Below are 4,986 nucleotides of genomic sequence, written 5' to 3' on the forward strand. Positions count from 1 at the left end.
GGGCGCCCGGTGTTCTGCACCGGGCGCCCCCGCCCTCGTACTGCCTGCTCGTCCGCGTGTCAGTCCGTGTGCGGATCGGGCGCCTGGCTGTCGCCGTCGGCTTTTCCGGCGCCTGGTCAGGGCACTTTCTGCGCCGTGGCTTCGCCACCGCCGCCCGCGTCATCGGTGAAGCCGCCACCACGGCCACGAACTTCGCCGATCAGTCGCGTCGCGCGCACGATGCCGCTCAGGGCGTCCGCGGGCGGCGAAGCCGGCAGCGACAACAGCGGACGCCACCAGGGGGTGTTGTGGCTTACGTCTCATTGCCTGTGCGTGCGGGAGAAAGTATGAAGATCTTTGTTCTTTTCTGTGAATGGGGGATCCAAAATGAAGAAAAGACGCGGACCCAGGTGTTCGCGCATACTCGGGTTCAGCCTGTACGCGCTGGCCGGCTGCTTAGCCGTCGAGATCGGCGTCCCGGGGCTGCAGGCCGGCGCCTCCACCGCACAGCCTGTCTCGTCCGCGGCGGAGGAGTCTGACGACGTCGAGGCGAAGGTCGGTGCGGCGCGTATCCGCGCGGCTTTGCTTGGCCAGCGCGTAGAGGTCACCGCGCTGCGTACGGAAAGTTCAACCGCCTACGTCAATCCCGACGGCTCGGTGACCGAAGAGTCGACCACCGGACCGACGAGGGTCAAGGACGAGAGCGGAACGTGGCGAGACGTCGACACGAGACTCGTTCGCCGTGACGGAGTCGTGCAGCCGAGACAGGCCGCAGCGGACATCAGCTTCTCCGATGGTGGTTCGGGTGTTCTCGCGGAAGTGAGCGAGGGCAGTCACACGCTCGGCATCGGCTGGGACGGCGATCTTCCCCGGCCGACGCTCGAGGGCGACACTGCGACCTACAGCGAGGTTCAGCCCAACGCCGATCTGGTGGTCTCCGCACTGCCGGAAGGCTTCTCGCATCTCCTTGTGCTGAAGGAACGGCCGAAGGAGCAGGTGGAGCTGAGAATACCCGTTGCTGCCGACGGCTTGAAGCTCCGTAAGGCTTCTGATGAACGGCTGCTCTGGGAGAGCAAGGACGGCAGAGATGTGGCCACTGCGCCCGCTCCCGTCATGTGGGGAGCTACTGAGCGCGCTGCATCCGGTGAGCCGGCTGATGTCACCGATGTCGCCGTCACGGTGGAGGGCAGCGGTGACGGGCAGACTCTGGTTCTCACGCCGGACCATTCGTTCCTGCAGGATCCTGACGTGAGATACCCCGTGACTGTGGATCCGACCAACACGCTGCTCGGTCCTGTCACGGACACCTGGGTCCAGGATGCCGCCTATCCGACGTCCCAGCGCGGCTCCACCGAACTGAAGGCGGGGACGTACGACGGGTTGGAGCGTGCTCGTTCCTACCTCAAGTTCGATGCGGCCCGATTCCGCGGCAAGCGCGTCATCGACGCCGACCTGCGTCTCTTCTCCCATTGGTCGTCGACTTGCTCGACGGACAATGCAGGGATCGAGGTCCGGCGGGTCACCGGCGACTGGGACCCCTCCGCCATCTCCTGGGCAAAGCAGCCGAGTACGACCACTACCGCGGCTCCCGTGTCGAAGGCGGCAAAGGGCTACAACGCGAATTGCCCCGCTGGACAGGTCTCGTGGGACGTTGACGGCATCGTCCAGGCGTGGGCGGACGGTCAGCCCAACTACGGGGTGCGTCTGGCGGCTGTGAATGAGAAAGACCCCCTCACCTGGCGGCGTTACCGGTCGGCCAACTACGTTGACGGGTCGCACGACTCCGCGACTGAGCCGTCACTGATCGTTACGTACAACTCCGCGCCGACGACTCCCACGGAGGTGGGGGCCAGCCCTCGTAAGGCCGGCACCCCACTTGTGGTCCGGTCGCTCACGCCCACCCTCCAGGCCAAGGTCGATGACAGTGACGCCGAGTCCGCGCTGACGACCGAATTCCAGATTCAGCCCGATCCCGGATTCGCTGACACCACGTACACCTGGACCGGGAAAACCGCAAAGTTCACGCCGGGCACCGTGGCCACGACGCAGGTTCCCACCGCTTCGGCACTGCCGGACGGCACCCACCTTCGGGTTCGGGCGCGCACCAGTGACGGGATCGATACCTCCAGCTGGTCCGGCTGGACGGCGTTCCAGGTCGACGCGAGCGCTGTGCTGCCCGCAGACTTGCCCACCCAGCTCCAGGCTGGAGCGACCGATACCACCTCTCCCCTGGTCACGGGCGTTGTCACCTCGTCCAACGGGGGCATGGTCGAGGCCCAGTTCCGGCTCGGCAACGCCAGCGGGACCCAGACCTTGGGCAGTCAGTTCGTGCCCAACGGCGAGCGCGCCGGTTTCAAGATTCCTGCCGACCGGCTCGATTCCGGTGGGCCGTTCAACTGGTCGATGAGGGCCTGTTACGAGGGCAAGTGCTCCGTATGGACCGAGAAGACCGCGATAGCCGCAGGATCCGGTACGGAGGTCGTCGAGACGCCCGCCAGTATGTCGGTGAGCGTTCCGCTCACCAAGGCCACCGTCTGCACCGGTGCGGCCACCTGCGTCGGCGAAACCGGCACGGCGCTGAAGGTGGGCAGTGTCTCCGGCAAGAACTGGCGCACCTATCTCAAGGCCGACCTGTCGAAGATCCCTGCCGGAGCACGAGTGACCGGCGCCACAATGCAGTTGCAGTCGAGCGCGGCGACACCCGACCTGGCCGTACATGCTCTCAACGATGCATGGGCCACCACGGGGACGGGAAGTGACTTGGACAAGGTCACGGCTCCGGGTGTCAACCTGGATGCGGCTGCCCCTTGGACGATCGACGTCACCGGCCTCGTCACCGGCTGGACCGACGGCGCCAACATCAATCACGGTCTGGTACTGCGAAGGGCGGATACGGCGCCGAGCACGGCAGGCATCAGTTTCACCTCGGCCACATTCACGGTCGAGTACGGGCCGGCCACACCGCCGTCACCGCCTGAAGGGCTCCGTGCGCGGGCGGGCGACGGGGGAGCTTTGGTCATGTGGGACGCCAGCGCGGACAGCGGTTACAACGACACTGACCTCACCTACGAGGTGACCGCACTGGATGCCGCCGGCGCCGTGGCGGCCAAGCGCACCACGCACGGTACGGACATGGTGATCACCGGCCTCACCAACGACGCTCCCTACACCTTCAAGGTGAGCGCCTCAAGCCCGTACGGCACCAGCACTACGGTCACCAGCAGTGCAGTCAGACCGCTGCGTGCTCCCCTGAGCGCCGCCACCTACACGGCGACCGTCAACGAGTACCTCGAAGCCACCGCTGCTTTGAACACCGGCGCGCACAACAGTGCAAGCGCCGCGATCAACGGTCGGCCCAACGCCGAGAAGTACTCCTGGTTGTTGAAGGCGGAGGAATTCTGGTTGATCGATACTCGTGACGCCCTGAAAGCGGACAGCCTCACCTATACGTCCGTCACGTCCACTCTGTCGGACGTGTTGGCGATGCCTTCCGCTGACGGCTCGGTGACCGTCCGTGCCACGGTGAATGAAAAGAGAACGCTCGCAGACACACCCGAGGAACCAGAGACCGACGAGACAACCACCCTCTACACCTTCTCCGGAAAGGATTCGCCCGTACTGCGGAGCAAGATGAACGCCGCGCAGTACGAACAGCGGATGTCCAAGGGCGACGACGCCTACGGTGCCGTGACGCACAGCAGCGTGGAGAGCGACATCTCTCCCACGGCATCCACCCGGCAGGTCCCCTATACCCTCGGCGCACTTGCTGTGGACCAGGCCCAGTACACGCCGTACGCCAACGTGAATGACAGTGGTACAGCGAAATGGGCCAGGGCGCACTGGAACGACCGGCACGAGTACAGCCAGGACTGCACCAACTACGTTTCCAAGGCGCTGTACCACGGGGGCGGAATGCGCATGAAGGGCAAAAATAAGAACAAGAAGAGCGTGGACAACTGGTGGCGCATCAAGCACTCCTCGCCGCCGCACTCGGGTGGGGGGTTCTACTACACCAACTCTCACACGTGGACCGTCGCTGACAAGATGGAGACGTTCCTGTCCAAGCACAGCTACGGCATCGTGAACACCGAATCCAAGCAGAAGGAGGCCAAGGTCGGCGATGTGGTCTTCTTCAACTGGGGTGGCAAGGGCGGTTGGGACCACGCGGGTGTCATCACCAAGATGGCGAAAGGGAAGGCCTACGTGAGCGCGCACAACAACAACCGTCTGAACCAGCGCCTCGACACCTACATCCGAAGCCAGAGGGGGACGTGGGCGAACATCCACCGCGTCAGGCCGGAGTGGTACTGATGCTCAAGATCTCAGGAGCCAAGTGGCTCGTGGCGGTACTCGTCACCCTGTGTCTGGGCGGGGGTGTCCTCGCATGGTGGCTGCTCCGTGAACCGGCGCCCTACGCCTTGCGGGACACCCCCGAGGTGAAGGTGACGGTCCGCGCCGCGGAGTCCACCTACCCCGAGGTCGAGGAGGTCGCTCGCGAGGTCGAACTGGTCCTCGAGGTGTATGTCCAACGCCTCCGGGGCGGTGACGCTGCGGACCTGGCCGGGGTCGGTGCCCCGTGGTACACCGGCCGGGAGAAGGCCGCACAACGCCTGATCGTCGAGTTCGGCGCACACGCCGACAAGCCGGTCGAAGCAGTCGTGGCCGACCCCGTCGCACCGGGCCTGGCCACTGTGGAACTCCGCTTCAGTGACGGCCGGCAGCAGGTGCTCGACCTCACCCGCGACGACGATGTGTGGTGGCTGAGCATGGGGAACGGTGATCCGGTGAAGCCGTAGGCACCGGTACCCCTTTACTCGATCACCCCTTCACGGATCGCGACCGCCGTCCAGAAGCCTTGTGCTTGTGGACGGCGGTTCGCTCATGCGGCTTCGCAGACCGTTCACCACAGCGCAAGGCTGGTCGACGTGAGGACGGCGGCGCCGGGAGTTGCTGAAGTCCCTGGACGAGCAGGGCCGCAGGTCGCTGCGGCTGCTGGTCGACGGGCTG

General features: G+C 65.3%; 3 protein-coding genes. 2 read left to right on the top strand and 1 reads right to left on the bottom strand.

Translation table 11 applies throughout. The features are described from left to right. Nucleotides 1–116: 116 nt before the first annotated feature. Nucleotides 117–263 (bottom strand): hypothetical protein, encoded by a 147-nt coding sequence (locus tag ACFP2V_RS35280; RefSeq protein ID WP_381219627.1) that lies wholly within the window; start codon nt 261–263, stop codon nt 117–119. Nucleotides 264–366: 103 nt separating this feature from the next. Here ACFP2V_RS35280 and ACFP2V_RS35285 point away from each other — a divergent pair, with 103 nt between their 5' ends. Continuing rightward, nucleotides 367–4,290 carry a DNRLRE domain-containing protein gene (locus ACFP2V_RS35285; RefSeq protein ID WP_381219630.1) on the top strand — a complete coding sequence of 1,308 codons (3,924 nt, stop codon included), beginning with the start codon at nt 367–369 and terminating at the stop codon, nt 4,288–4,290. After that, nucleotides 4,290–4,775, top strand: a complete 486-nt coding sequence (locus tag ACFP2V_RS35290; protein WP_381219633.1) for a hypothetical protein — start codon at nt 4,290–4,292, stop codon at nt 4,773–4,775. The genes ACFP2V_RS35285 and ACFP2V_RS35290 overlap by 1 nt, the downstream gene beginning before the upstream one ends. The last annotated feature ends 211 nt before the right edge of the window (nt 4,776–4,986 follow it).

The sequence above is a fragment of the Streptomyces incanus genome (assembly GCF_042656345.1).
GTDB lineage: Bacteria > Actinomycetota > Actinomycetes > Streptomycetales > Streptomycetaceae > Streptomyces > Streptomyces incanus.

Coding starts and splice junctions, on each gene's coding strand:
- ACFP2V_RS35290 (WP_381219633.1), top strand. CDS start 4,290: ATGCTCAAGATCTCAGGAGCCAAGTGGCTCGTGGCGGTACTCGTCACC.
- ACFP2V_RS35285 (WP_381219630.1), top strand. CDS start 367: ATGAAGAAAAGACGCGGACCCAGGTGTTCGCGCATACTCGGGTTCAGC.